This window comes from Marinobacter shengliensis (assembly GCF_030297115.1).
GTDB classification, from domain to species: Bacteria; Pseudomonadota; Gammaproteobacteria; order Pseudomonadales; family Oleiphilaceae; genus Marinobacter; species Marinobacter shengliensis.
In genome coordinates, this window is the sequence record NZ_AP028062.1 from 2,916,893 (window position 1) to 2,942,906 (window position 26,014).

General features: G+C 53.7%; 28 protein-coding genes. 16 read left to right on the forward strand and 12 right to left on the reverse strand.

Annotated features, from left to right (window positions below; translation table 11 throughout):
- Positions 1-282 precede the first annotated feature (282 nt).
- Positions 283-858 carry a PilZ domain-containing protein gene (locus QUE75_RS13320; protein ID WP_286250855.1) on the forward strand — a complete coding sequence of 192 codons (576 nt, stop codon included), beginning with the start codon at positions 283-285 and terminating at the stop codon, positions 856-858.
- 30 nt (positions 859-888) lie between these two features.
- On the opposite strand, the gene QUE75_RS13325 is transcribed toward QUE75_RS13320, so the two are convergent.
- The 5 genes from QUE75_RS13325 to cysQ all read right to left on the reverse strand — a co-directional run bounded on the left by QUE75_RS13325 (position 889) and on the right by cysQ (position 6,955).
- Positions 889-2,964, reverse strand: coding sequence for a GGDEF domain-containing protein (locus QUE75_RS13325; RefSeq protein ID WP_286250857.1), 2,076 nt, complete (start codon positions 2,962-2,964; stop codon positions 889-891).
- Positions 2,961-4,850 carry a single-stranded-DNA-specific exonuclease RecJ-like protein gene (locus tag QUE75_RS13330; RefSeq protein WP_286250858.1) on the reverse strand — a complete coding sequence of 630 codons (1,890 nt, stop codon included), beginning with the start codon at positions 4,848-4,850 and terminating at the stop codon, positions 2,961-2,963. The genes QUE75_RS13325 and QUE75_RS13330 overlap by 4 nt, the downstream gene beginning before the upstream one ends.
- Positions 4,851-4,889: 39 nt before the next feature.
- Complete coding sequence (locus QUE75_RS13335; RefSeq protein ID WP_286250861.1) at positions 4,890-5,456, reverse strand: hypothetical protein; 567 nt, start codon at positions 5,454-5,456, stop codon at positions 4,890-4,892.
- 179 nt (positions 5,457-5,635) lie between these two features.
- A complete protein-coding gene (rfaH, locus tag QUE75_RS13340) occupies positions 5,636-6,115 on the reverse strand; it encodes a transcription/translation regulatory transformer protein RfaH (RefSeq protein WP_286250863.1) in 480 nt (159 codons plus the stop codon).
- Between the two features lie 72 nt (positions 6,116-6,187).
- The gene (cysQ, locus tag QUE75_RS13345; RefSeq protein ID WP_286250865.1) at positions 6,188-6,955 is read right to left on the reverse strand and encodes a 3'(2'),5'-bisphosphate nucleotidase CysQ; all 768 of its coding nucleotides are present in this window, start codon (positions 6,953-6,955) and stop codon (positions 6,188-6,190) included.
- Between the two features lie 165 nt (positions 6,956-7,120).
- On the opposite strand from cysQ, the gene QUE75_RS13350 reads away from it, so the two are divergent.
- Positions 7,121-7,771 carry a transposase gene (locus tag QUE75_RS13350; protein ID WP_244178270.1) on the forward strand — a complete coding sequence of 217 codons (651 nt, stop codon included), beginning with the start codon at positions 7,121-7,123 and terminating at the stop codon, positions 7,769-7,771.
- A 68-nt stretch (positions 7,772-7,839) separates the two neighbouring features.
- Here QUE75_RS13350 and QUE75_RS13355 read toward each other — a convergent pair whose 3' ends face one another.
- The 3 genes from QUE75_RS13355 to rlmE form a co-directional block, all read right to left on the reverse strand.
- The gene (locus QUE75_RS13355) at positions 7,840-9,201 is read right to left on the reverse strand and encodes an MBL fold metallo-hydrolase RNA specificity domain-containing protein (RefSeq protein ID WP_286255697.1); all 1,362 of its coding nucleotides are present in this window, start codon (positions 9,199-9,201) and stop codon (positions 7,840-7,842) included.
- A 216-nt stretch (positions 9,202-9,417) separates the two neighbouring features.
- On the reverse strand, positions 9,418-10,056 hold the full coding sequence (locus QUE75_RS13360; RefSeq protein ID WP_286250868.1) for a c-type cytochrome: 639 nt from the start codon (positions 10,054-10,056) through the stop codon (positions 9,418-9,420).
- 150 nt (positions 10,057-10,206) lie between these two features.
- Positions 10,207-10,845, reverse strand: coding sequence for a 23S rRNA (uridine(2552)-2'-O)-methyltransferase RlmE (gene rlmE / locus QUE75_RS13365; RefSeq protein WP_286250870.1), 639 nt, complete (start codon positions 10,843-10,845; stop codon positions 10,207-10,209).
- A gap of 170 nt (positions 10,846-11,015) precedes the next feature.
- Between rlmE and QUE75_RS13370 the strand changes: the two genes are divergently transcribed.
- From QUE75_RS13370 to ppnP, 7 genes are all read left to right on the forward strand, one after another.
- Entirely contained in the window at positions 11,016-12,653 is a 1,638-nt protein-coding gene (locus tag QUE75_RS13370; RefSeq protein ID WP_286250872.1) for an NAD(P)/FAD-dependent oxidoreductase, read from the forward strand.
- Complete coding sequence (locus tag QUE75_RS13375) at positions 12,650-13,420, forward strand: TrmH family RNA methyltransferase (RefSeq protein WP_286250874.1); 771 nt, start codon at positions 12,650-12,652, stop codon at positions 13,418-13,420. Before QUE75_RS13370 ends, QUE75_RS13375 begins: the two co-directional genes overlap by 4 nt.
- Positions 13,417-13,767, forward strand: coding sequence for a hypothetical protein (locus QUE75_RS13380; protein ID WP_286250876.1), 351 nt, complete (start codon positions 13,417-13,419; stop codon positions 13,765-13,767). Before QUE75_RS13375 ends, QUE75_RS13380 begins: the two co-directional genes overlap by 4 nt.
- 205 nt (positions 13,768-13,972) lie before the next feature.
- The gene (locus tag QUE75_RS13385; protein WP_286250878.1) at positions 13,973-14,299 is read left to right on the forward strand and encodes a nucleotidyltransferase domain-containing protein; all 327 of its coding nucleotides are present in this window, start codon (positions 13,973-13,975) and stop codon (positions 14,297-14,299) included.
- A gap of 348 nt (positions 14,300-14,647) precedes the next feature.
- Complete coding sequence (locus tag QUE75_RS13390; RefSeq protein WP_286250881.1) at positions 14,648-15,406, forward strand: hypothetical protein; 759 nt, start codon at positions 14,648-14,650, stop codon at positions 15,404-15,406.
- Positions 15,407-15,558: 152 nt separating this feature from the next.
- Entirely contained in the window at positions 15,559-15,945 is a 387-nt protein-coding gene (locus QUE75_RS13395; RefSeq protein ID WP_286250883.1) for a glutaredoxin family protein, read from the forward strand.
- 16 nt (positions 15,946-15,961) lie between these two features.
- Positions 15,962-16,243: a pyrimidine/purine nucleoside phosphorylase gene (ppnP, locus tag QUE75_RS13400; protein WP_286250885.1), complete on the forward strand. Its 282-nt coding sequence runs from the start codon at positions 15,962-15,964 to the stop codon at positions 16,241-16,243.
- Positions 16,244-16,312: 69 nt separating this feature from the next.
- Here the strand turns inward: ppnP and QUE75_RS13405 are convergent, their stop codons facing one another.
- The 3 genes from QUE75_RS13405 to QUE75_RS13415 all read right to left on the reverse strand — a co-directional run bounded on the left by QUE75_RS13405 (position 16,313) and on the right by QUE75_RS13415 (position 17,491).
- Complete coding sequence (locus QUE75_RS13405; RefSeq protein ID WP_286250887.1) at positions 16,313-16,756, reverse strand: pilin; 444 nt, start codon at positions 16,754-16,756, stop codon at positions 16,313-16,315.
- 98 nt (positions 16,757-16,854) lie between these two features.
- Positions 16,855-17,178 carry a helix-turn-helix domain-containing protein gene (locus QUE75_RS13410; RefSeq protein WP_106763123.1) on the reverse strand — a complete coding sequence of 108 codons (324 nt, stop codon included), beginning with the start codon at positions 17,176-17,178 and terminating at the stop codon, positions 16,855-16,857.
- Positions 17,165-17,491: a type II toxin-antitoxin system RelE/ParE family toxin gene (locus QUE75_RS13415; protein ID WP_286250893.1), complete on the reverse strand. Its 327-nt coding sequence runs from the start codon at positions 17,489-17,491 to the stop codon at positions 17,165-17,167. The genes QUE75_RS13410 and QUE75_RS13415 overlap by 14 nt, the downstream gene beginning before the upstream one ends.
- 172 nt (positions 17,492-17,663) lie before the next feature.
- Between QUE75_RS13415 and QUE75_RS13420 the strand changes: the two genes are divergently transcribed.
- Positions 17,664-18,239 (forward strand): transposase, encoded by a 576-nt coding sequence (locus tag QUE75_RS13420; RefSeq protein WP_286250894.1) that lies wholly within the window; start codon positions 17,664-17,666, stop codon positions 18,237-18,239.
- A 539-nt stretch (positions 18,240-18,778) separates the two neighbouring features.
- Here the strand turns inward: QUE75_RS13420 and QUE75_RS13425 are convergent.
- Complete coding sequence (locus QUE75_RS13425) at positions 18,779-19,273, reverse strand: pilin (protein ID WP_286255698.1); 495 nt, start codon at positions 19,271-19,273, stop codon at positions 18,779-18,781.
- 406 nt (positions 19,274-19,679) lie between these two features.
- On the opposite strand from QUE75_RS13425, the gene pilB reads away from it, so the two are divergent.
- The 6 genes from pilB (at position 19,680) to tsaA (ending at position 26,005) form a co-directional block, all read left to right on the forward strand.
- Positions 19,680-21,392 carry a type IV-A pilus assembly ATPase PilB gene (gene pilB, locus QUE75_RS13430; protein ID WP_286250896.1) on the forward strand — a complete coding sequence of 571 codons (1,713 nt, stop codon included), beginning with the start codon at positions 19,680-19,682 and terminating at the stop codon, positions 21,390-21,392.
- 2 nt (positions 21,393-21,394) lie between these two features.
- Positions 21,395-22,615 carry a type II secretion system F family protein gene (locus QUE75_RS13435; protein WP_106695042.1) on the forward strand — a complete coding sequence of 407 codons (1,221 nt, stop codon included), beginning with the start codon at positions 21,395-21,397 and terminating at the stop codon, positions 22,613-22,615.
- A 73-nt stretch (positions 22,616-22,688) separates the two neighbouring features.
- Complete coding sequence (locus QUE75_RS13440; RefSeq protein ID WP_286250901.1) at positions 22,689-23,564, forward strand: prepilin peptidase; 876 nt, start codon at positions 22,689-22,691, stop codon at positions 23,562-23,564.
- A gap of 3 nt (positions 23,565-23,567) precedes the next feature.
- Positions 23,568-24,173, forward strand: a complete 606-nt coding sequence (gene coaE / locus QUE75_RS13445) for a dephospho-CoA kinase (RefSeq protein WP_286250903.1) — start codon at positions 23,568-23,570, stop codon at positions 24,171-24,173.
- An 82-nt stretch (positions 24,174-24,255) separates the two neighbouring features.
- Entirely contained in the window at positions 24,256-25,254 is a 999-nt protein-coding gene (locus QUE75_RS13450; RefSeq protein ID WP_286250906.1) for a hypothetical protein, read from the forward strand.
- 1 nt (position 25,255) lies between these two features.
- Positions 25,256-26,005: a tRNA (N6-threonylcarbamoyladenosine(37)-N6)-methyltransferase TrmO gene (gene tsaA / locus QUE75_RS13455; RefSeq protein WP_286250908.1), complete on the forward strand. Its 750-nt coding sequence runs from the start codon at positions 25,256-25,258 to the stop codon at positions 26,003-26,005.
- Positions 26,006-26,014 lie beyond the last annotated feature (9 nt).

Consider the following 26,014-nt stretch of genomic DNA (forward strand, 5'->3'; position numbering starts at 1 on the left):
GCCCCCTTTTGTTTTTGTAGTTGAGCACTCGACACCCAGCAGGCTGCTATTCGCCAACTATTTTGATTGGCCTGCCAACTGCGAACACCCGAAGACATGACAGAGTGTAACGACAACAAAGGTTATCGCATAACACAATCTATTGAAATCTTATAAAGATAAATACTGTAAAATCAGGAAAAATAGGTCAACACAGGCCATTGTTTCGCTTAGACCATTTTATGCTGACATAAACCGGATGCTGAGCTATAGTGGGCAGCTCCATAGGGGCTGGAGTCTAACATGGACAAGCGAAAGCACTTCCGCGTTTCCGATTTCATAGCTGTTGAGATCTACGACGGTGAAAAACGGGTGTTCCCCGCGGCAACCATCTCCCCAAACGCTGTAGTCCAGGCCCTACATGGCGACTTGCTTAATGCTGTGATAAGAGGCCTCAAAAGAGCTCGCACCACTGAAAAAGTCGGAACAGCCCAACTTATCGCGATACTGTCTGACGAACTTACGAATTCTTACATTAAAACCGAGTGCGTGCGAAGTGATGATCGAGATGATCCGCGTCGGTGCCACGTCTCCCTGAGCGAAGGAGGCGTACGGATAGATGTTAGCAAATCGGAATACACCCAACCCGTCAATTCAAAACTAACACTAAAACTATACCTAGCTGACAACGACAAACCCTTGCAAGTCCAAGCTCGATTAAGGGGGGATGAAGAAATAGACGGCGAATCTATGATGATGCTACGGTTTGAATTTACTGGATTGCCTGAGTTCTCCAGACAACGACTCTTTAGATATATACTAAAGCAACAGGCCAGAAAGGTCCGGACCGCCAGCGCGGGCAACTGCAAACAGAGCTGAAACGCCATAATCGCAATGACTTTAAAGAGCTCAACCAGCTATGCGCACTTGATTTCGACCCTGCTCTTTCGCTTCGTAAAGTGCCAGGTCAGCTCTTTTTACGAGCGACAGCACATCATCGCCCTCCCTGAAGCACGCAATCCCAGCACTCACTGTGACCGGGCGAGAAGCCCCATAGACATCCGCCTCGATTAGTCGACGGATATTCTCTGCTACATATTTGGCGCTATCAACATCGGTTTCCGCCAAAATTATCAGGAATTCCTCCCCACCCCATCGGCCAAGCAGATCCACGCTTCTGAGGGACGCCTTAACTCGACGAGCAACTCGTTTCAGTACTTCATCCCCAACATCATGACCAAAAGAGTCGTTGATGGACTTAAAATGATCAATATCAAAAAGAACGATTGAAAGATCATTGGTATATCGTCTAGAGCGCTCAACTTCCGACTTCAACTTATCTTCAATGCACCCACGATTCAATAGCCCGGTAAGCTGGTCATGGTTCGCCCTACTCTGCAACTCAGAGAGTAGGTGTTCCCGAATCAGGTAATTAGTAATGCTCGGCGTTACCATTGACAGCAAGGCGATTTGGGACTGAGTGAATTCCGAACATGCCCCAAAGATGAACAAACCTCTTAACGTGTTATCCGAGAGAATCGGGCAGATTATCATCGAGGCTTGTCGCATTTCAGTACAAACAGGTAGAACATCAATTATCCTTTTAGCCCAATAGTCACTATTCTCTAAAATTTTCACATCGGGCAACCCCACCGCTTCCTCGCGCAGAAATAAGCTTCCATCTTGAAGCAGCTTGCCCATTCTGTCATGCGGCTCGCCCTGTGGAGAGCTCGCAGCACTGTCTAAATCAAAAAAATCACCCATGCACTCTATTGCCCCATCACCGAGCACATATAGAATACCCAACTTGCCAACCGATAAATCCGACCCTCCTTGCAAAAGGGTTAAGCATTGGCGCAAGACACATAACTGTGAGTCATTTTTGGGAGCCAGCAACCGCTGACTGACTTCTTTTGTCAACTGATCGACTCGGGTTTGTCGTATTATCGTCGACATAGCGCTTTTTCGCTCCAAAAGAACTGACGCTACAAACAAAAAGTTTGCCACACCATCGTCGACTGGCAACTCCAGAGCCTCTTGCAGTGACATTACATCGAGTGTGCCGAGTATTTCTCCACCGATAGACTTAATCGGGTAAGAGTGCCACGCGACGATCTGCTCAGGAATCAACGAACCTACACTGCTGACCCATTCATTCTGAGCAGAACGCACAACAATTTGTTTTTCCAGAAAAGCTGCGGTTGCAGGAGGAGTGTCGCCAAAAATCACAGGAAGAGATCTAATAAAACTCTCGACCGTATCGTCCATGCCTTTTTGCCAAATGAGATGTAGCGTTTTGGTCGGTGCATCAAGCAGGGAAACACTACAAGCCAGCCCCCGCCCCAGTTCGCAGTGAAGCAGCGCTACGGATCTGCTTAGAGCACTTTGAATGTCGGTTTCGTTAAGAATCGACCGAATTATCCTGTTGTCAAAGTGTGCCCGCTTTTCTCGTTGAGCCTCTCTCTCTGAGAAGTTGAAAGCCACAAATGCGATGTTATCCTTAACCTCAATATCCAAGCTAAGCTCTAAGCGCTGAAGATTAGCAGTAGCAACCGTTTCAATTGAGATAGAATCAACAAGCGACCCAGCCCGAAGTGTCCTTGAATTCAGTGCCTTACGTAATTCAGGCAAGAAACCGGGATACGTTTCAGGGTTATGAAAATAAAAAACAAATGACTCTTCAGGCGCGACAGCACGGGCATCAAATTCACCCAATTTTCGTATTAATTCGTCTGACTCCTCAATCACCTCGCGCTGACATAAATCAAAGGCAACTACAGGAACCGGGAGCCAGGCAATGCATCGCCGCAGCTGATTTTCATAGTATCTGGCGTTCTCATTGGCACCCCCTAGCCTTTTAGATAATTCAGAAATTGCCTGATCTTGTCTTCGGCTCTTCTTCTTTAAGTACGTATAGAAATAAAAAAATGCGAGCACCAATATAAGGCATACCATACCCACCCCGACCATGACCTGGCCTATCAAAGTAATTCTCCGGTCTGGCCACAAGCAACGTTTACTACCTCTCCAAAAACATTAGTGCTTGAAGCATCACGTTTTAATTTCAGGCGATACCGCACTACCACTTTTTGTCCGGAACTTAGCCTCTCAGACATTGACACCGCACTATTCTTCCAGATAAGGACGAATCCTTCCCCGGTAAAGCCTTGCTCATTCGCGCTGCAGTCGTCTACCAATAAACTCTGATGCGTTTCCATTAGAACTGTGCTGTTGCGAACGACAAAACATTGTTCAAAGACAGGTTCTGGACAAGTCCGCCCCCATGGCTGACGCTCCAACCACTGAGCAAGAGCAGAAGTTCTCTGGTTTACAGACAAAGGACCATCAACAATATTGGGGCTTGAGTGATTGGAGACTTCTACCATTCTCGCAAGATATGAGTCGAGACGAAACTTAAACTCCGTAAACGCCTCTCTCTCGATCGCAATGTCCCCAGAGAACGCGTCGGCCCAAAACTGAAATGGGTAAAACGAATTGTCCATATCGAAGCTAATAAAGCGAAGCGCGTCATTAACATTGATAAAGTCGGAACGAAGAAAACACCTCAGCAGCCCGTTTGGCATAGCTGCTCTTACCAGTTGGGTTTTTCCTGAATCTGCATAGCGTCGCTCCGCAAATATGGGCAGCAACCGTGAGTCGTTCTCGAAATTACTTTCCTCATATTCAACCGGATTCGAAACCTGTACTTTCTCAGCCGGCACACCTTGCGGCTCAGCACCGATAAGGCCAGCTAGCTGTTTTAATGATGGGAAGTAGGTTTTTGCTTTAAGAATCGATGCCTTGGACGCTTTCTCTTTTGAAACCTTCAATTCGTCACATAAGAGGCAATCAATCAAGGTCTCCGGGTATCCTGAATAACAAACACTACTAAATAAAGGGATCAGTCGCATTTGTACTTGCTGTGCCGTAAACGGGTATGCGGCCTCTACCTCAATGAGTAAAGCGCGTAGGCCGTAAAGCAGGGTCCCTCGAGAATGGGACGTTCGTGATTGTTGTGTCCAACCTCTGTTGATTCTGTCCACACCAGATCCTACGATATCGCGAACATGTGGCTTCATTGGCATGTCGTCGCACAGATAGGAGAGAGCCACCAGCGTATCACTCGCTTCAAGGCCCGCAGTTTTTATCTGTGCAGTTAAAGCTTGAACACGTGCATGCGCAGATATTAAGCCGATAAGAGTATCGCGACACCTTAAGCTCAGCTGATAAGCAATGGCGCAAAGAGTGCAATTTTTCGGAGCAGCCATTTCCCCAACTCCGCTTCTGGGCATAATGGCAATATCGCAATCTGAAATGTGGCTTAGACAATTATTGGTTGCCAATGCAATAATTAATGAGGCTGGTGAGCCCTCTCGGATCCTGGCCAAAATACCTTTGGTGGGATCTAACACTATAATTATATTAGGCTCATAACTAGCAAGCACATCTTCAAGCTCGGACTCCCTCTCTAGCCGCTCAGAGGTAAACTTCGAACAGAAATAACGCGCTTCAAATTCTTCTAGTTTCTCATTAAAACTACCTCGGGTTGTTTGAACCACATCTCGCGTGCGTCGCAATGCTTTCAGAAGCAGGTTCAAGGACCTAATAAACGTCGATATTGACAAGATGTGATCTGGGTTAGCTCGCCCCAAAAGCAAAACGCGAGAACCACTCAGCAAACCTTTAGAAATGGAATCGGCAGCAAGGTTTAATTGAACATCATCTAACTGAGGAGTATCAACTTCAAGATCATCTGCACTAACTCTGGAACTTAAGATTCGCTCCTTAACCGATTCAATTGCCGCATTAAGATCTTTTCCATCCCGAACCTTCATATGCTGTCGGATTTTATCGTTAATAGTATTTCCCACGGCCGACTCCAAATTCTCTGTCGAATGCACACTTTCGCCTTATTGTTGAGTCAGCATTTGATACGCGATCTGTCGATCAATTGCGGACCCCATACGCGCTTCCAATAGACGGATGAGCTCTGTCGAGTTCTGGCCCCTACCCGCCTCACAAATCATGGAAAGAGACGATGAATATATGTCATCTGCGTTAATCTCGGACAGACAAGCCGTTTGTAATGCGTCTGGACGATTTTCATCTATTAAGGCCAATAGAGCCAAAGCCAAATCATAATCAAAGCCTACAAAATCAGCATCACTCTGTTTAGAACAGATCAGTCGAACGATTTCGCCTTGTCTACCATAGACAGCCCATGACAACGCATTCAAGTCGATCAGCAACGCTGCACTGATAGATAAAAAATGTTCAGGCAGTCCCGACAGGAAAAAGTCCACACGCGCGTACTCCCCGGTATAGCACGCCCGCCGGTAAGCTTTTTGGAACTGGAATTCAAACTGTTTCATATCCTGGCTGCACACCGGCGCGTGAAGCTTGGATAGCCTCTCCCGCAATTGGTCGATAGGGAGACTAAAGAGCTCGCTTGCCGAAGGCACCTCTGTCTTGAACACAACTCTCACCTGCGCATTTTTAGTCCAACATGTAGTGGATCATACTACATATTAACCAACAACAAGCACAAGTCGAACGCAACTAATTTACGGCTTAAGAGCAAACCTCTCGAAAGATTCCAACCCGGCGACAAACGCTAACCGTTACTCATCCAACGCCGATTTCAGAATCAAAAGTGTTAGCTTTTTAAAGATGAGAGCGACACTCTGACTGACTGCACTTTCTGCATGAATGTAATCAACACAATCGCCCGCTCCTCACCATCGTAGGCCTGAAAGATAGCACTGATACCCTTAAACGGCCCTTCGTCCAGCTCAACCGGCTGGCCCGGCTTGATACCGCCCTGCTCCGCAACTTTATCCAGGCTGACTTTGATGTGCTCAATCACCTCATCGGCGATGGCGGCCGGCTTGTTGGCAAACCCCACAATACGAGCAACACCCCGCGTGGAGCGAAGCTTCGACCACATGGGATCGGTCTGCTCCAGATTCACAAACAGATAACCGGGGAACAACGGCTCCAGCTTCCTGGTCCGCTTACCGGCCCGAATCTTCTCCACCTCAATCTTTGGGTAGAAACAGGCCACCTCCTGATTCTGCAAATGCTGCAGCGCCCGATCCCCCTGCGCTGGCTTGTGTTGTAAAGCATACCAAGTCATTAAAAATCCATCTTTGGGGTCAGACCCCAGAAAATTTGATCAGGTGAAATGTCTTGGGGTCTGACCCCAACTTCAAAAATACCAGCTACCCGCCGCAATGAAATTCGGATTCAGCACATCTTCCTTGCCGTATTTCAGTGGTTCGCCCTGGGGCGTTTGCACGTTGCCGCCAGCGGCCAGGAGAATGGCGTGGGCGGCGGCGGTGTCCCACTCGCTGGTGGGCCCCATGCGGGGATAGATGTCGGCATGGCCCTCCGCTATGCGGCAGAACTTCAGGGAACTGCCCGCCTGCACGGTTTCGTGGTCACCAAGGCTATCGATAAAGGTGCGGGTTTCCTCATTCAGGTGGTTTTTACTAGCCACCACCCGCAAGGTTTCCCGGGGTTCCACTACGCGAATGCGGTGTATGCGGCCAGTGCGATCACGCATGCTGGCACCTTCACCTTTGATGCCCCAGAAGGCTTCTTTCAGTGCCGGCGCTGTGACCACGCCCATCACCGGTTCGCCGTCTTCGATCATGGCGATGTTGACGGTGAACTCACCGGTGCGCTGGGTGAAATCTTTGGTGCCGTCGATGGGGTCAATCAACCAGAAACGGCGCCAGTGCTTGCGCTCTTCCCAGGGAATCTCTGCGCCTTCTTCCGACAGGACCGGTATATCCCGTGTGAGGTTGCGCAGCCCCTTCACGATAATGTCGTGGCTGGCCGTGTCGGCCGCGGTGATGGGTGATTGATCTTCCTTGTAACTCACCTTGAAGTCAGACTGGTAGATATGCAGTACCTTCTCGCTGGCTTCATCAGCAATTCTGATCACTTCCGGAAGAATCGAGCTGTAATACATGTTTGCATCCTGCTGGCCGTATCTACCGCAATAATAGCAAATTTTGGGGTCAGACCCCCGGACATTTGGTGGGGCGAAATGTCTTGGGGTCTGACCCCAACTTGAATTTTTGGGCGTGTTGCGGCAGATTGTTGCAGTTACAAATCAATTCACAAGGACTGTGAGATGCCCCGCCGACCACGGATTTGTCCGGCCGGGATGCCCCAGCATGTTATTCAGCGGGGGAATAACCGGCAGGAATGTTTTCAGGATCTGGCCGATCGCGCCACTTACGCGACCTATCTTTCCCGCTATCAACGCGAATTTCAGGTGGATATTCACGCCTGGGTGCTGATGAGCAACCATACCCATCTGTTAGTGACGCCCAACGCCGAGGGCGCTCTTTCGAGCCTTATGAAGGCGGTTGGTCAGCGCTATGCCCAGTATTACAACCACAAGTACGACCGCACCGGAACCTTGTGGGAGGGGCGGTTCAAGTCTTGCCTCGTTGATACCGACCAGTACTTTCTGCAATGCCAGCGGTATATCGAACTGAACCCGGTGAAGGCGGGCATGGTGGAGTATGCCGGCGACTATCAATGGTCAAGCTATAACTGCCATGCCTACGGGATGCGCTCGGGCATGCATACGCCGCACGACTGCTACCTGAACTTCCAACCCGATGCCGAGCGGCGCTTCACCAGCTACCGCTCGTTCGTCGCCAGTCCCAGCCCTGACGGAATGGATGAGCAGATTCACTATGCGGCGATCTCCGGCAAGCCGCTCGGTTCTGAAGAATTTCGGGAGCGGATCAAGGCGACATTCGGAGAGTTCTAATTTGGGGTCAGACCCCAGGACATTTGGTGAGGTGAAATGTCCGGGGGTCTGACCCCAATTTTACAATTTTATATTTCGACTTCTTCGAAGAGTTCGGGCACTTCGGCGGGCCAGCCGAACTTCTCGGTGATGCGTTTGCGCATGGTGTCGCTGGCGACGGGTTCGCCGTGAGTGACGTAGACTTTTTCCGGCTTCAGGGTGCCCTGCTCCAGCCAGGCCAGGATTTCGTTGTAGTCGCCGTGGGCGCTCATGGAATCGAGGTTGTGGATTTCAGCTTTCACTGGCCAGTATTCGCCGTGGATTTTGACGGATTCGGCACCGCTTACGAGTGCATCGCCGCGGGTGCCCGGCGCCTGGAAGCCGGCGAATACCACGCTGTTGCGGGGATTGGGCAACAGGGTTTTCAGGTGGTGCAGCACGCGGCCACCGGAGGCCATGCCACTGGCAGACACGATCACGCAGGGGTAGCGTACGGCGTCCAGCTCGATGGATTCCTCAACCGTGCGGACAAATTCGGTTTTCTCATCCATCAGCTCGCACTGGGCGCGGTTGAGTTTATGTTCTTTGTGGTGCTGGCAGAATATTTCTGTGGCTTTTATCGCCATCGGGCTGTTCAGGTACACCGGCAGTTTCGGGATCTTGCCCTGCCCCATGAGTTTGTGAATTACGTACAGGAGCATCTGGGCGCGGCCCACCGCGAACGCGGGCATTAATACGATACCTCCCCGGCCAGCGGTTTTGGTGATGATGTCGGCCAGGTCGCCTTCCGGGTCTGATTCCCCGTGAGTTCGGTCGCCGTAGGTGGATTCGCACACCAGGACATCCGCATGTTGCAACGGCTCGGGTGGTCGCATAATGAGATCATCCTGGCGACCCACATCACCGCTGAACACCACCGTGCGGGCGGCACCTTTGTGGTGAACGTGCACGCAGGATGAGCCCAGGATGTGCCCCGCCGGAGTGAAACTCACTTCAAAGCCTTTCACGGGTTCGAACTTCTCGTGGTAGTGCAGCGACTCGAAGTGTTTGAGAGCTTCCCGGGCGTCTTTTTCGGTGAACAGCGGCTCGGGCTTTTCGTGCTTGGAGAATTTCTTCCGGAACGCGTACTTGGCATCTTCCTCCTGCAGGAAGCCGGCATCTGGCAGCAGCACTTTGCACAACTCGTGAGTTGCCTTGGTGCAGTAGATCTTGCCCTTGAAACCGTTTTTTACCAGTGCTGGCAGGTAGCCGGAGTGGTCAATGTGGGCGTGGGTGAGCACCACGGCATCGATGGTTGAGGGATCCACCGGAAACGTCGCCCAGTTGCGCCGCCGCAAGGTTTTTACCCCCTGATACATGCCGCAATCCACCAGCAGGCGGTGGTTTTCATCAGAGAGCAGATAGCGAGAGCCGGTGACGGTGCCTGTGCCGCCGAGGAAGCGAAGTTTCATAGGCATGTAACTCTTTGTCGGGTGGATAATAATTCCAGCTTAGCGCAAAAATACTAAAGGGTCTGTCCCCGCATGGGGACTGACCCACTTTTGCCCGTCTGTTGCACTAAGCCAGAGCCCATGGGTTCCAAAATGGGTCAGTCCCCGTTCGGGGACAGACCCCTGGGAGATGGGCCGCGGTAAAAGTGGGTCAGTCCCCATGCGGGGACAGACCCTTCAAAGGCCTTGCAGATAGGCAGCAAGGGCCTGGATATCTGTTTCGGATAACACAGCGGAAATACCAATCATAGGGGACCTGTGCTTTGTTGGGTCCATGCCCTGGAAGCGTTTCAGCGCCAGCGTGACGTATTCCGCAGGCTGGCCGGCCAGGCGGGGCATGTCGCGGAAGCCTTCGGCGGTTTGGCCGTGGCAGGCGGCACAGCGCTGATCGTAGAACTGCCCTCCCTTTCCGGCAAGCCTGGGATCAGCGCCGGGGCGGGGCTGAGCTTTCTGTTCGCTGTAATACACGGCGATATTAATGCGCTCCTCTACGGTGAGCGTTTTCGCCAGCTGAGACATCACGTAATCCTCACGGGCACCGCTGCCGAATTTCTCGAACTGCTCGAACAGGTACAAAGGGTGCTGGGCTGCCAGGTTGGGAATGTAGTCGCGTTTACTGTTGCCGTCGCGGCCATGGCAATAGCCGCAGAAGCGGATGCGTTCTTCGCCTGCATCGTAGCTGGCTTGCCGGCGCTCATCGTCGGCGACAATGTCTTCCAGTTGGGCCAAGGCACTGTAGACGGAGGTGGCGCCGGCCCAGGGTGTGAGTGCCAGTAATGCGATAAAGACCAGGAGTTGTATTGAGCGATTTTGCATTCGTAGTGCCCAGACAAGTGTGAATGGGCACAGGATAACGATGGGGCTGCGGTGTGATCTTGCGAAAGATCAATTTATTCGGCGTTTGGGGTCTGTCCCATTTTGGAACCCATGGGCTCAGGCTGAGTGCAACAGACGGGCAAAGGTGGGTCAGTCCCCGTTCGGGGACAGACCCTTAAAACCCTTACCAACCAAATAAACCTCACGCGAGCGGGCTCGTGAGGAGTCGGGTTTTCTGACAACGACTTTGGCAAAGACCTCCCGCATGGCTTTGACGTAGTCGTCGTAGCCTTCGCCGTGGAAGACTTTGGCGACGAAGCTGCCTTTGGGTTTGAGGATCTGGCAGGCCATGTCCAGGGCGAGTTCCACCAGGTACATGGAGGCGGCCTGGTCGGCGGCGTTGACGCCGCTGATGTTGGGGGCCATGTCTGAGATGACCACATCGGCCCGGGCACCATCCAGAATCGCCATGATCTGGTCAAATACTTCCTGCTCGGTGAAGTCACCCTGGATGAATTCGACGCCAGCGATGGCGTCCATAGACAAGATGTCAGAGGCCACAACCCGGCCTTTGTGACCAACCAGTTTGGCGGCAACCTGAGACCAGCCGCCGGGCGCGGAGCCCAGATCCACCACCAGATTGGTGGGCTGTATGAGGCGGTCTTTCTCGTTGATTTCAAGCAGTTTGTAACTGGCACGGGAACGGTAACCGTCCTGTTGCGCTTGTTTCACAAAGGGGTCGTTAACGTGCTCTTCGAGCCAGCGGTTACTGCTTTTGGAACGGGCCATGGTTTGCTATCTGCGTTATTGCGGGAAAACAGCATTGTACGCTGCCACCAGCACAGCCGCAAAAGCACCGGCGCCTGACAAGCACCCGTCTCCAAAGTACAATGGCGGCCATTCTGACTTTCATTCCAACCCTAATCCGCCGGGCAGTCGCCGGGCGGCCTGGACACACCATGATTCGCGTTACCGAACTGGCTTTACCCCTTGACCACCCCGAGGCTGCCCTGAAAGCCGCCCTGCTGCAGCGCCTGAAACTGAAGGACGATGAGCTACTGGATTTCACCGTGTTCAAGCGCAGCTACGATGCGCGCAAGAAGAACACGGAGATCAAGTTTGTTTACATCATTGATCTGGAAGTGCAAGACGAGGCTGCCGTGCTTGCCCGTTTTGCCGACGACAACCACGTTCGCCCGGCGCCAGATACCGCCTATTACCCGGTAGCGCAGGCGCCTGCTGGTTTGGAACAGCGGCCGGTTGTGGTCGGCCTTGGCCCCTGCGGTTTGTTTGCGGCTTTGTTGCTGGCGCAGATGGGGTTCAGGCCGATTGTGTTGGAACGGGGCAAGGATGTGCGCCGGCGCACCAAAGACACCTGGGCCTTGTGGCGCAAGAAGCAGCTTTCACCTGAATCCAACGTGCAGTTTGGCGAGGGTGGTGCCGGGCTATTTTCTGATGGCAAGCTGTATAGCCAGATCAAAGATCCCAAGTTCTACGGCCGCAAGGTGATGGCGGAGTTCGTGAAAGCAGGCGCGCCGGAAGAAATTCTGTACGTGAGCAAGCCCCATATCGGCACCTTCCGGCTGACTGGCGTGGTGTCAAAAATGCGCGAGGAGATCATTCGCCTGGGTGGCGAGATTCGCTTCGAACAGAAAGTCACCGACCTGCTGTTGGACAGTGGCCAGGTAAAAGGGGTGGAACTGGCCAGTGGCGAGCAACTGGTGAGCCGGCATGTGGTGATGGCTCTGGGCCACAGCGCCCGGGAGACCTTCCGCATGCTGCACCGGCGCGGGGTGTTTCTGGAAGCCAAGCCTTTCGCCATCGGGTTTCGGATTGAGCACCCGCAAAGTCTGATCGACCACGCGCGGCTGGGCAAATACGCTGGCCACCCGGCACTGGGCGCAGCGGATTACAAGCTGGTGTACCACGCCAGCAACGGTCGCGCGGTGTACAGTTTCTGCATGTGCCCGGGCGGCACCGTGGTGGCGGCCACCTCGGAACCGGGGCGAGTGGTTACTAACGGCATGAGCCAGTATTCCCGCAACGAACGCAACGCCAACTCCGGTATTGTCGTGAATATTGACCCGAACAAAGACTTCCCAGGCGGCCCGCTGGCCGGCGTCGAACTGCAGGAACAACTGGAAGCCAATGCCTACAAACTGGGAGGCAGCGATTACTGCGCACCGGGGCAATTGGTGGGAGATTTCATCGCGGGTAAGCCGTCTGAAAAACTCGGCGAGGTGGTTCCGTCTTACAAACCCGGTATTAGATTGGGCGACCTGGCCCCTTCCCTGCCCCCCTACGTCATCGACGCCATCCGCGAAGCGTTGCCCGCCTTCGGCCGGCAGATACGCGGTTTCGATCGGGCCGATGCGGTGTTGACCGGCATTGAAACCCGCACCTCCTCCCCCGTGCGCATCACCCGCGACCGGGACACCCTGCAAAGCCTGAACACCTGCGGCCTGTACCCGGCCGGAGAAGGCGCAGGCTATGCCGGCGGTATCTTATCTGCCGGGGTGGATGGCATCAAAGTGGCCGAAGCAGTTGCCAAAGCCATGATGGCTGAGCTGGACACCGCTGGGAGCAATCCATCGTGAAGCTGGACGACATCAAGAAGCTGCACCAGAAAAAATACCGCCAGGCCTTCGGGCATTTTCTGGTGGAGGGGGAGCATCTGGTACTGGAATTGGATAAAGCACGTGAGCAGACCCCTTCCACCTGGGGACAAGCGCAGCTCTATGTCACCAGCGCCTACGAACACTGGAACAGCCCCTGGCCGAAGCACCTGATCAGCGACCGGCAAATGGCCCAGTTGGCCGACACCAAAGCCCCTCAGGGTATTCTGGCCGTGGTGCCAATTCCACCGGCGTCAGCGGCAAGCCCCATGCCCGGTGAAAAGGCCGTTTACCTGCACGAAGTCCAGGACCCCGGCAATCTGGGCACCATCTTGCGCACTCTGGCCTGGTTCGGCGGCATGCGCTGCCTGCTCAGCCCCGGCAGCGTAGACCCGTTCAACCCGAAAGTGGTCCGCGCCAGCATGGGGGCGATTTTTCACGTGCCCATTGAAACCGAGGTGTCACTGGACACTCTCGCCCGCCGTTATCCTCGCATTGCCTGCCTGGATATTGGCGGTGAAGCCATCGCCAACCCGGCTTTTGCAGAACACGACTGCTACCTGTTCGGCAACGAAGCCCGCGGTGTGCCGCAGGAAGCTTTGAACGAGCTAGCTGCCCAGCGCTTCACCATTCCCGGCGCCGCAAAGATCGAATCCCTGAATCTGGCTTCTGCGGTAAATATGGCGGTTTATGAGCTGAACCGGGGCACCATCACCAACGTTGCATCCCCCTTCAAGGCAAATCAATGATTCGTAAATACGTGATCGGAACCCTTTCCCTCGGAGTATTCCTGGCCTTCATCCTGGCCATGGTGCTGATGGTGCAATTGCACCGCTACGGTATCGCCGTGGATGTCGCCCGCCTCGAAAACCTGCAAGCCTGGTCTGGCGACGACGAACAGCGACAGGCGCAGATGCAGAGATACTTCGAGTATTGCATCGACAACCACCGAGACCCGGAAGACAAGCGTAGCCCGGAGCATATTCGCTCTTTGTACCAATGTGCCGAAGAGCACGGCTCCCCCGAGATCGCCCAGGTGGTGCGGCAAGCGCCAAACACCGTAAAAGCCCCAGCACCCCTGCGCTGGTTCTGGTAGTCCAGGTTGGGGTCTGACCCCATGCTATTCTGACGGATACGCGAGATGAGGGAGAATCAAAGGTGACAGAGCAAGATGTCCGCTGGGTACAGCGTTTCAGTAATTTTAAAAAGGCATTCGGCCAGTTGGACTCTGCTGTGAAGCTGTGCCAGGCACGTGACCTGTCTGACCTTGAAAGGCAGGATGGACAAAGAGGCAGAGAAGCATGACCTTGCCTGAAACGTCTCCGCAAGCAGATCAATTCGGCTTACCGAGCCGCGTTATTAACAGCCTCAAAGCGCTCTTCGAAAAATACTCTGAAATAGAACAAGTGACTCTTTATGGCTCCCGCGCCAAGGGCAACTATCGCCATAACTCGGATATCGATTTAATGCTCACCGCGCCAACACTCTCCTGGCGGAGGTTCAATAACCTGGAACTGGAGATTGATGATCTGCTACTGCCTTGGAAAGTCGATCTGGCTTTGGAACATCAGGTAGAGAACCAAGACTTGCTTGAGCATGTTGCACGGGTGGGTGTGCGAGTTTTGTGAACCCTTCATTCCTTCATGATTCGCACGGCAACGCATACAAAAACCGACACTGCTCGCTGGGCAAGCATGAGCGCCTTGTCGCGGTTTGGCTTCATCGACCTATGCACATCAGTTGGGAAAGAAGGCTGGCGCCCGCTCATGACTGGAACCTCAAGTAGCCAATGTACAGAAAACGCACCTTTGTTGGACGTTCCAGTATTACGTGATTGCCGGTATCAAAACAAGGTAGCCTTGGCTAAGCGGACGGAACGTCGGGTTTCCCGTGAAGTTGGGGTCAGACCCCGGAACATTTCAGGTCACCAAATGTCTTGGGGTCTGACCCCAAATTTTGAGCGGGAGCTAATCGTTATGGCACGCCCCTTTCTTTTTGCCCTCTCAATGGCCGTAAGCGCTTTTCTATCGACACCGGCCGCAGCTGATGAAACACGTGACTGGACGTTAACGGTCGAAACCGGGCCCGTTTGGCTTTCCCGCAACGATGTTCAGATACCGAACGACAGCTCAGGAGATCGCTTTGACCTCCTGAAACTGACTGGCCAGGGAGCCGACCCGTATTTGCGGGTGCATTTGGCCTACCAGCTATCTGACAAGCATTCTGTCAGTCTTCTTTATGCCCCATTACGCACTTATGGCCACGGTGAGCTGCCCGACGATGTGCGCTTTGCCGGCGAGACGTTTGAGGCAGGAAGCAGCGTAAAGGGTGTATATAAGTTCAACACCTACCGGCTGGGCTGGCGATATCACTGGCCAGAGCATGGCGACTGGAAACTAAGCGCGGGGGCCACGCTGCTAGTGCGCGATGCCAATGTTCGACTCAGCCAGGGCACCACAAGCGCCGATGACCCAGACCTTGGCGTAGTACCACTGCTGTCTTTCCGGGCCCGCCGGGCTTTTGCTCAGCGCTGGGCTTTGGAGTTTGACGTGGAGGGCCTTGGCGCGCCCCAGGGCCGGGCGATTGATGCCGCCGTGGCCGTAACCTATCAACTGTCACCGCAACTGGAAGGCCGGCTCGGCTACCGAACCCTGGAAGGCGGAGCAGATAACGACAGCGTATACACCTTTGCCTGGGCCCACTATGGTCTGCTGGGATTAAGCTACCGCTTCTAGTAGCGCGGCTGGCCATCCCAGTTTGGGGTCAGACCCCAGAACATTTGATGGGGTGAAATGTCTTGGGGTCTGACCCCAAATTTTTAGCCGTGGTATCCTTGCCGCCCTGTTTCCAGCACATACGCTCATTTCCAAATAGTTTAGGTTTTATTATGCGAATGATTATCCGCGCTTTTTTCCGCCTGCTGCGGCTGGCTCTAACACCGTTTATGTTGCTTTCAGAGAAACTCAGTACACCGAAGGCCATCATCCGTTCGCCTGAGCAGCAAGCAGAGATTGATAAGGCCACCGAAAACTTGGCGCTCTACCAATTCCGGGCCTGCCCGTTTTGCATCAAGGTTCGCAAAGAGATAGCCCGGCTGGGGCTGAATATCGAGCTGCGTGACGCACAACACGACCCGGCGCATCGTGAGGATCTTGTGAAAGGCGGCGGCACCGTTAAAGTGCCCTGCCTGCTGATTACCAATGACCAGGGTGAAAAGCAATGGATGTATGAGTCTGGTGACATCAATACCTGGCTGAACCGGCAGTTTGGATAAATAAGGGGTAATGACCATGTTAAACGTAAACGAATACTTCGACGGCAAAGTAAAATCCATTGCCTTCCAAGGCGAGTCTCTGCCTGCAACCGTAGGTGTGATCAGTTCCGGTGAGTACGAGTTCGGCACCAGTAAAAAAGAAGTGATGACCGTTGTCAGCGGCGCATTAACCGTTCAGCTTCCGGGTAGCGATAGCTGGACCCGCTACGGGGCCGGCGATGCCTTTGAAGTAGCGGCCAACACCAGTTTCAAGGTGAAGGCTGACGTAGATACGGCCTATTTCTGCACCTACGAATAACAACATTGGGGTCAGACCCCTCTGGCAGCCTACAGGACAATTAGGCTGACAGAGGGGGCTACCCCAACTTCAGAGCACGGTGCAATTTGCTGGTGTGTAGCTGGCCCGCCATTGGCTAGCGGCTGTTTTATCGATAACACACCGCCATTCGCCGGCCACAGTGCGCTCGAATCGAAGAATTACACCTGCCAGGTTCGGGTGTGCATTGCCCCCCATGGTCACTTGCAGGTGACCAGATCCGTCAGCATTCAAGGTGCCTATTTCGGTAGCAATATCACCTGTGGTCAGGTTTGACGGGCTATAACCGAGAGACTGGTTATTGATACCAGAAGTACCCGTTGTATTAGACTCGAATCCTGAGCGATAGGCGCCAAGCTCGCTAACCGCCTGCCCGATTTGGGTTTTCACGGCGTACCCCTGATAAACCGGAATGACGGCTGCCGCTAATATGCCGATGATCGCAACAACGATCATTAACTCAATAAGGGTGAAACCTTTGGTGTGCTTTGGCATTGCTCTGTCTCGCTGAGTGGTCACTCGGACATGTTCAGCAAGATGGGGGCCATGTTTGACGAGGTTGTGCCTGTCCACGATTGCATGGTTGATAGGAATTATAAATACAAAATCTCGATGCCCTTTCTTCTCACAAGGTTTAACAATTTCAGCGATGCTCCGGCAGGCTTTTTCTCGCCCGTCTCCCACTTCTGAACGGTTGAAACACTCACGTTAAGAATGGCAGCAAACACAGCCTGACTCATACGGGTCTGGCTGCGAATATTCCGGATTTCTTCCGGCGGGAGCTCTCTACTGTCAGTGCGACACAGCTCTTCGTATTCGCCGAGTCGCCGTTTACCTATTAGCCCAACGGCATGGAGGTCCAATGCTGTTTCTCGAATTTCATTCAACAGCCGGTTGTCTCTTTCAGTGGTTGCCATAAGTAATCTCTTTCAACACTTTGCTTATGTGAGCTTTCTGCAGCTCTTGGTCTGAGTACTGCAACAAATCTGCTGCCAACGCCTTTAGTGCTCGCAACTCCCTGGCCGACAGGTCTGAACGTTCGTTCTTGGCAAACCCAAACACAAAGAACCAACGGTCACCCAAGTTGGTGGCACCAAGCTCTCTCGAGCCACCTCTCTTGCCATGACTGTGCGATCCAATCCTTTTCTTAAAAACTCCACCTCCAAGATCCGCATCTATCAGACCTTCATTCATTTCCATAACTGCCTGGCGGAGATCATCATCGCTCACTCCGTTTTTCCGCGTCCATCGATAAAACGTTTTCGTTCTGAAGATCCTTATCATACGCAAACTATACCACTGAGTGGAACACCCGAACCAATAACATTTATAAGCCAGTTATATCCGGCAACAAGGTGCTGTACATATATACAGCTTTAAATTACTGATGCATGATATGACCATGTCAACAGTCACGGAAGACAAGGACTCCACCATGCCCAAAGCCAGAGCAGAACTGGTCAGCGTTTCAGACACCCCCTTCTACCACGTAATCTCACGCTGCGTGCGCCGCACCTTCCTGTGCGGAAAAGACCGCGCCACCGGGCGCTGTTATGAACACCGGCGAGGATGGATTGAAGAGCGAATCCGGCTTCTGGCATCTGTGTTCGCGATAGATGTTGCCGCTTATGCGGTGATGTCGAACCACTACCACCTGGTGGTGAAGCTCAGCCCGGATGACGTGGAACCGTGGAGCATAGATGAGGTGCTGGCGCGCTGGTGCAGCCTCTATAAAGGGCCACCTCTGGTACAGCGGTGCCATCGAGGTGATGAGTTGTGTGCGACCGAGCTTCGGCGAGTGGAGGAGTACGCTGAAACCTTTCGGCAGCGGTTGGCGGACTTGAGCTGGTTTATGAAATGCCTGAATGAGCCGATTGCGAGGCAGGCCAACGGGGAAGACGAGTGCACGGGCACTTTATATGATGGCCATCCATGGCCATCACCCCTGCGGGGCCAGCCTTCGGCTGTTCCAATTTGATCCCGTCAAATTGGTGGGAAAGCCGTTTTAAATCCCAAGCCTTGGACACCGAGGAAGCCCTCCTTTCCTGCATGGCCTACGTCGACCTGAACCCAATCCGCGCTGCCATGGCAGAAACACCGGAGACTTCCGACCACACAAGCATTAAAGAGAGCATTCACCCAACCTTTAATCTAGCGGAAGCTATTGCAGGACAAACGGGGCGCTATGAATGAGAAGGCGCTGCCGATTCTGGAACGGTTGAATCTGGACCCAGAACGGTGGTGCCACCGGGCGACCACGTTTGAGGACAGTTACCAGGATTACCGAAATCCTGGACGGCGACGACGAGCGGCTTAGGCTCCCTCCCCTTCTTTCTCAAATCAGACTATCGGCAGATATCCACAATTCACGGTGGAATGCCGCCGCCGTTTTGTCATAACCCCGAATCAGACGCAGCAAATAGAAAGCCAGGAACGACAAAGGCCCGGGGTCGGAACCACCGGGCCTTTGGGGATCTGGTCAGGCTAGTGCCTGTCCATGATCTTTTTCAGATCACCTTAGTCAGCTTCTACTGGGCAGCCAGCGGGTGCATAGCTATCCTTCCAGCCGTTGCCAGTTGTTGGCGCAGTGATCTCACAGGTGTAAGCACCGTTGGCAGTCCGAGCAACTGTGATGATCGCACCGCGCACAGCTGCGGAAGCGTCAGTACCCAACGTAACGTTCCAAGACATAGTAGCCGAATCGCCATCCTCGATGTTCAGACCAAAGTTTGGAGCGGTGTTGGCTCCAGCGACCAGGTTTGACCCCGTCCAGCCGACGCCAATAGTACGCGGATCCGTGTCCAAATCGTCTACATTACCAATCTGGCCGCCGTTATTAAAGATACTTTCCGCGTTGGATTTAAGTGCGTTGACTTCGCCAACAACCCGTGAAACCTGAGCACGTGCGGTGTAGTCCTGGTACTGCGGAATAGCCACAGCCGCCAAAATACCAATGATCGCCACAACGATCATCAGTTCGATCAGGGTAAAACCCTTCTGACCATGATTCATTTTGATTTCTTGCATGTTATCGACCTCTAGAGTTGTCGTTTCTTTTTCAAAGCTCTGACCGTCAGGCATATTTCCCGTCAGCCGCGCTGAGCCTGCAATAAGCTAAGCAGCCAGCGTGCCAATTGCAAGATAATGTTAAAAATAAACGTGCATTCAGGGTGTTGCGACTTTATGTGAAGCACATCACACACAGCAAACCTACAGCAAACTCGCCCCATCACGTCCAGGAGTGACGTTTTTTGTCACCCATCCCCTAACACAAATCGACCAGCACATTTCAACGACATGTCTTTGAGAAAGATCAAACCTGAGACCTACCCCGCTTTCCAAACCCCGGCCATGCATCTAAACTCTGTGTTCATAAAGACGAGTTTCAGCCACTTACAAGACTTTCCTCAGAGCATTTATGGCGAGCAACAACCGAAACGTGACACTGACAGGCTTGGCCCGTCGATTTGTAGATGACGGGCTTCTGGACGAAGATACCGCCAAGGATGCATTCCTTCAGGCTTCCCAGAACCGCATTCCGCTGATCACCTACCTCACCCAGAACCACCTTGCGGACAGTTCCAAATTGGCGTTTTCTGCTGCCATGGAGTTCGGCGTGTCAGTGCTGGACCTGGATTCTTTCCTGCCGGAAATGATGCCGGAAAAGGTGGTTGACGAGAAGCTGGTGCGGAAGCATAACGCCCTGCCCCTGTATAAACGAGGCAACAGGCTGTTCATCGCCGTATCAGACCCCACAAATATTCAGGCACTGGATGAAATCAAGTTCAACACCGGCTTAAGCACCGATGCGATTCTGGTGGACGACGCCAAACTTCGCGCTGCCATCGACAAGTACCTCGAATCCCAGGACACCACCATGGGTGACCTGGACGATGCCGACCTGGAGGGCGTCGAAACTGAGGGCGGCGACCAGGACGACGACGGTGCAGTAAGCGCTACAGAAGTAGATGACGCCCCGATTGTTAAGTACGTGAACAAGATGCTGCTTGATGCCATTCGTGGTGGTGCTTCCGATATTCACTTCGAGCCTTATGAGAAAATCTATCGAGTTCGGTACCGGACAGACGGCATCCTCAAAGAGATTTCCCGCCCCTCCATCAAGCTCGCCCCGAAAATCTCCGCTCGTGTGAAAATCATGGCGCAGCTGGATATCTCCGAACGCCGTATCCCCCAGGACGGCCGGATCAAGATGAAGCTGTCCAAGACCAAGGCCATCGACTTCCGGGTGAACACGCTGCCCACCCTGTGGGGCGAAAAAATTGTTCTGCGGATTCTGGACCCCAGCCAGGCCAAGCTGGGCATCGACGTGCTAGGTTACGAGGAAGACCAGAAGCAACTGTATATGGATGCCCTGGCTCAGCCCCAGGGTATGATTCTGGTAACCGGGCCAACCGGTTCCGGTAAAACCGTTTCCCTGTACACCGGTCTGAACATTCTGAACACTCCGGGCATCAACATTTCCACGGCGGAAGACCCAGCGGAAATTAACCTGGAAGGCATTAACCAGGTTAACGTAAACACCAGAGTGGGCCTCGGCTTCGCTGAAGCCCTCCGGGCCTTCCTGCGGCAAGACCCGGATGTGATCATGGTGGGTGAGATCCGGGATCTGGAGACCGCCAACATTGCGATCAAGGCGGCACAAACCGGACATCTGGTGTTATCAACCCTGCACACCAACAGCGCTGCCGAAACTCTGACTCGAATGATGAACATGGGCGTGCCTGCCTTCAACATTGCCACCTCCGTTAGCCTGATCATCGCACAGCGCCTGGGCCGGCGCCTGTGCAGCTGCAAACAGCCAGCAGATGTGCCCAAAGACGTGCTTTTGAAGGAAGGGTTCACACAAGAACAAATTGATACAGGCTTCACGTTGTACCGCCCCAAGGGCTGTGATAAATGCTCTAGTGGATACAAAGGCCGCGTCGGTATTTACGAAGTGGTGAAGATTACCGAAGAACTGGCGAGCATGATTATGGAAGAGGCCAGTTCCATAAAAATTGCAAAACAAGCGCAGGCAGAAGGCTTCCGCAACCTGAGGCAATCCGCCCTTCTGAAAGTAATGGAAGGGGTGACCAGCCTTGAGGAAGCCAACCGCGTGACGAAGGATTAAGCATGGCAGAAAAAGCGCAGAAGCTGGAATCGTACGTTTGGGAAGGCAAAGACCGGAAGGGCAATAAGACTAAGGGAGAGCTCACGGGCTCAAACTTGGCTCTTGTTAAAGCCCAGCTACGTAAGCAGGGCATTATCCCGGACAAGGTTAAGAAGAAGCCCAAGCCGTTGTTTGGTGGCAGCAAGAAGATCACGCCGTTTGATATTGCGATGCTGACCCGCCAGCTGGCCACTATGATGAAAGCAGGCGTACCGTTAGTTCAGAGCTTCGATATTGTGGCGGACGGACTTGAGAACAAAGGCTTGCAGGAACTGGTGATGAGTATCCGGAATGATATTTCCTCCGGTACCGGTTTTGCTTCTGCCCTGCGCAAGCACCCAAGACATTTTGACGACCTCTACTGCAACCTCGTGGATTCGGGTGAAAAGGCCGGTGCGCTTGAGCAGATGCTGGACAGGATAGCCACCTATCTCGAGAAGACGGAGTTGCTCAAGAAAAAAGTCAAAAAGGCCATGACTTATCCGATTGCGGTTATTGTGGTTGCTATTGTGGTAACTGCCATATTGCTGGTTAAGGTGGTTCCCCAGTTCGAGAGCTTGTTCCAGGGCTTCGGGGCTGACTTGCCGGTATTCACTCAAATGGTAGTAAGGCTATCCGAATGGCTGCAGACCTGGTGGTTTGTTGTGCTGCTTGGCATTGTGGGTACCATTTTCCTATTCAAAGAGTCCAAACGACGCTCCCAGAAATTTTCTGACATAGTGGACAAATATGTCCTCAAGCTGCCAGTTGTTGGCGAAATCCTGGACAAATCCGCCGTCGCCAAGTTCGGCCGAGTGCTCTCTACCACCTTCGCCGCCGGTGTTCCATTGGTGGACGCACTGGACTCCGTTGCCGGAGCGACCGGTAACGCGGTATACCGGGATGCCATCATGAGAATCAAAAACGATGTCTCAAGTGGCACCCAACTGCAAACAACCATGAAACAGCAGGACATTTTCCCGGTGATGGCGGTGCAGCTCACCGCCATCGGGGAAGAATCCGGTAACCTGGACGAAATGCTGCGCAAAGTCGCCGAGCACTACGAAGCCGTGGTTGACGATATGGTTGACAACCTGACTGCTCTGATGGAGCCCATGATTATGGCGGTTCTGGGTGTACTGGTAGGCGGCTTGATCATCGCCATGTACCTGCCAATCTTCCAAATGGGCCAGGTTGTTGGCTAAGCACCCGCCCTTTCCTGCTCCCCGCCCTTTCCGGGGAGCAGGCACTCAATCAATCTTATCAATGAGTTTTTGAATGCCCTCTCTAGACCCATTCCTCTCCACCCCCTGGCTCCTATACCTAACCGTCACCCTATTCTCCCTCTGCATCGGCAGCTTCCTGAACGTAGTCATCTTACGCCTGCCAAAAATGATGCAGCAGGAATGGCGTTGCCAGTGTGAAGAGTTTCTGGAGGTACCGGAAAAGCAGCGCAAGCAGGAAACACCCCTTTCCCTCTCCAAGCCAGCCTCCACCTGCCCATCCTGCGGTCATAAGATTCGGGCCTGGGAGAATATTCCGGTGATCAGTTGGCTAGTACTGCGGGGCAAGTGCTCCTCTTGTGGAACGTCGATTTCACCACGCTACCCGATTATTGAAGCCATCACAGCGATCTTCTCAGTGGTGACCATCGCTTTGCTGGGACCAACGGAAGCGGCGCTTTGGGCCTTGCTGCTGGTTTGGGCCCTGGTGGCGCTGACGATGATCGATTTCGACACGCAGTTGCTACCAGATAGCATTACCCTGCCCCTGATGTGGCTCGGCCTGGTGTTGAACTATTTTGGTGTGCTGACAGATTTTAACAGTGCCTTCTGGGGTGCCGTTGCCGGGTACTTGTCGCTTTGGTCGGTGTACTGGCTATTCAAGCTGGTGACTGGCAAAGAAGGCATGGGTCATGGGGATTTCAAGCTGCTGGCGGCTCTGGGTGCCTGGTTGGGGTGGCAGTTGTTGCCGGCGGTGATTTTGCTGTCGTCCCTGGTGGGGGCGGTGGTTGGTATTGCGCTGATGGTGTTCAAAAAACATGGGCGTGAGGTGCCGATTCCGTTTGGGCCTTATCTGGCGGCGGCTGGGTTGTTGGGACTTTGGTTTGGGGCGGAGATTCAGGCGATTTGGTTTGGGTTTTTGGGAGTTTGATGCTTGAAGATCGTTGGGTTAACTGGCGGGATTGGTTCCGGGAAGTCTACGGTGGTGCGCATCTTTGGGGATTTGGGTGTGCACTGGGTGGATGCAGATGATGTGGCTCGGGAGGTGGTTGAGCCTGGAACGGCTGGGTTGGCCGCGATTGCTGAGCACTTTGGCCGCGACATTCTGCAGGCAGACGGCGCACTGGACAGGGCAGCGCTTCGGCAGCGGGTGTTTGAGAATCCGGAAGAGAGAAACTGGCTCGAACGCCTGTTACATCCGGTCATTCGCGAGGAGCTAGTCAGGCAACTGCAATCACCAGAAACCCCCTATTCCCAGCCTTATGTACTGCTGGTTTCGCCATTACTCCTGGAAACCGACCAACATGAACTGGTGGATCGCGTGGTGGTGGTTGATGTGCCCGAACACATTCAGATTGAACGCACCATGGCCCGGGACGATAATAGCCGGGTTCAGGTAGAGCGCATTATGGCTGCGCAGATGGCCAGGGATGAGCGGCGTTCACGGGCAGACGCTGTTATCGACAACAACCGCCCTTTACAGGATGTGGAGCGCCAGGTTTGTGAATTGCATAATCGGTTCCTGTTTGAGTTTCGTTAAGGAGCCCCGGCCGAGACATCTGGCCGCCCCGCTTTTACTTTATACGTTGCTGGTCTCATCGCTCGCTCATGCAGCAGAGCCCGTGTTTACGGTAAGAGATTCCGCCATTCCGGATGTGCTGGCACCGGAATCACTCCCGTATTCGTTCTACACGTTTGAACCCGATGAATACTGGGCGGAACCAGAAGACTCCTGGTGGATGAACTTCAGCAACTGGGTCATCCGACAGGAGCGCATTCATGGCAGCACGGTCCAGAACTTTGGCGCCTGGGCAGATCGTACTTTGTCCCGATCTTCTCATTCGCTTCCAAACAATGAGAGTTATCTGAGAATCGGGTTTGCGGCAGAATCCGAGTACAGTGATCCGGCGCAATTCAAACCGGAGCTGAGGTTCCGGCTGGACGTGCCCACCACCCAGAAAAAGTTACGCCTGGTCATCGAAAGTGAAAGCGATGAGCTGATCCCGCTTGGTGAACGGGAACGGGACCGACAACTCACAGAGCCCAACCGTACCGATACGGAAACCACCGGCGCCCTGCGTTTCCTTTCACAGGTGGGCGACGCCATCAATCTGTCCACCGATGTGGGCGGCCGCCTGAGATTGCCACCGGAAATGTTCTGGCGAACCACCGCCAGCAAGGGCTGGCAACTGGATGATGCCTGGGCGCTGAATGTACAGCAGCGGGTATACTACTACCATACCCGGGGATGGGGCGCGCGGTCATGGTTCGGCGCAGACCGGTCACTTGGCAACGGCTGGCATTTCTACACGTCATCGGAGCTCGAGTGGTTGCACCAGGACCGCAAGTTTGAGGCAGCACAAATCTTCAGTACGCGTAAACGGCTCAGCCATCGTTCCGTCCTCACCCCCAGGCTGGGGGCCCTTGGTGAAAGTCAGCCATCGTGGCGAACCACGTCCTACTTTGCCGATCTCACATGGCGTTATCGCTTGTACGAAGATTGGCTGTTTGCGGAACTGATTCCAGCCCTGGAGTTTCCCAGAGACGAGGGTTTCAAAGATCAGGCCTCGGTGGTGTTCCGTATCGAAATGTACTTCTCAGGAACCATTGACCGGCAATGATATGACCAGACCACGCCACAAATCCCGACCGGCAGACCAGGCTCTCACCCTCACCCCCATTGCCATTACCCACTCTTGCTTCAAAGACAAGTTCGGGGTGCCACGCCAACCGGGGCTTACGCGCCATGCCCATGCTGAGCTGCTGATCCAGAGCCCGTTTGACCGGGAGGACGCCTTTCGGGGCCTGGAAACCGCCAGTCATCTGTGGCTTACGTTTCAGTTCCACGAGGCCATTCGTGCCGAGTGGCGGCCGGTGGTTCGCCCCCCACGGCTAGGCGGTAACAAAAAGATCGGCGTCTTCGCCAGTCGCTCGCCTTTCAGGCCTAACAGCCTTGGTTTGTCAGTGGTCAGGAACGAAGGGTTGATTCGCAAAAACGGGCAGCTGGTTCTGCGCATCAGCGACCACGACCTGATCGAAGGCACGCCAATATTAGATATCAAACCCTATTTGCCGTTTGCCGATTCGGTGCCGGAGGCTTCGCTCGGCTGGGCAGAATCCGCGCCCACCGAGCGTGCCGACGTGGTATTCAGCCTTGAGGCTACCGCGCAGCTGGCAACCCTGCCGGTAGAGGAGTATCCGGATGTGAGGGCGCTGATCGAAGACGTTGTGAGTTATGACCCCAGGCCATCATTTCGCCGCGGACGAGATGAAGAGCGCATCTACGGTGCCAACCTTTATGACCTGAATGTGCGTTTTCGTTTTGTGAACGATGATTCAAAGATACGTGTGGAAGTGATATCCGTCTGTTAAACTGCTGCT